This is a genomic window from Brachyspira sp. SAP_772 (assembly GCF_009755885.1).
Lineage (GTDB): Bacteria > Spirochaetota > Brachyspiria > Brachyspirales > Brachyspiraceae > Brachyspira.
On record NZ_VYIX01000019.1, the window covers coordinates 1 to 1,257 of the forward strand.

1 pseudogene is annotated in these 1,257 nt (G+C 26.0%); it reads left to right on the forward strand.

Going from position 1 to position 1,257, the window contains the following annotated elements:
• Positions 1-110 precede the first annotated feature (110 nt).
• Positions 111-1,059 (forward strand): annotated as a pseudogene (locus tag GQX97_RS15160) (integrase core domain-containing protein).
• Positions 1,060-1,257: the final 198 nt, after the last annotated feature.

Sequence of the window (1,257 nt, forward strand, 5' to 3'; positions counted from 1 at the left end):
AATTAGTATGTTAAATGTTTAGGAGCYATACATATTGCACGTTTTTTAGTTTAAATAAAGCAGGTATTCCTTATAATTTAATTAACTAAAATAAAACAAAAGGAATACCTATGAAAGAATATACTTCAAATCAAAGAAAAAAGATAGTTCTAAAAATTAATAAAGTTAAGAATAAAGAGATATTAGCTKTAAAATATAAGATTAGTATTAGAACATATTATTATTGGAAAAGCCAATTAGAAACTTATTCTATTATAAAACCTAAATCTACTAAACCTAARAMTAATAAAAATAAATTGAAAAATAARAAGATTATTAAAAGAATAATTGAAATAAGAAAATTATAYGGTTATGGTAAATTWAAAATAAAAAAACAATTAGAGTTAGAAGACATTAAAGTAGGAACAACAGCTATAGAAACTGTCCTAAAAGAAAATAATTTGTATAGGAGYAAAAAGAAMAAAATTAAGAGRAAGCATAAAGGAAAACATGCGATTTATATYAAGGAGGCAGGCACGCTGTGTGCCTTTGGCAGAAAAGGTACAAATAGACGTCAAATATGCTTTTTTTGGTGAAATACGCTATTATCAATTTACKGCTGYAGATTTAGCWACGAGAATGAGCTTTAGATATTTATACGATGAAAAAAGTCCATACAGTACCATTGATTTTATGAAACGGCTKATAGATTATTTTCCTTTTAGAATACATTGTATTCAAACAGCGACCGAAGGAAGTGCCTGTGGCAACAATGGTACAGAATTTACTTATCGAAAACATTCATTTGATACAMWACACCCWTTAGATATATTTTGTAAGAAGAACTATATTAARAGAGTTTATAGTCCWGTYGCMTCMCCTTSGTATAATGGTRTAGTAGARAGTACWCACAAMCKAGAYCAAAAAGARTTYTATGAYTTTTGTACACAAGAATTAACYTTAGAGAAAGCWAATCTRAAATTAAGAAAATATAATAATTTTTTCAATCACAAACGAATACAYTCTGCTTTAAATTATGATACRCCTATGCTATACTTTAAGAAATTAAGGAATTCCTAACTGCAATATGTYTGGCTCCTGTGCAATTTTATTATATTCTTTATGAGATTATAATAAATATAATTACATAAAGGATTAATATGAAATTCAAAATAGAAGAAAAAGTATTTAACACTCTAGACAATTTATGCATAGCATTTGTTGTAGCTAAAAATATAGACAACAGAGAAAATGATAAGTATGTTATGGATTTACTTG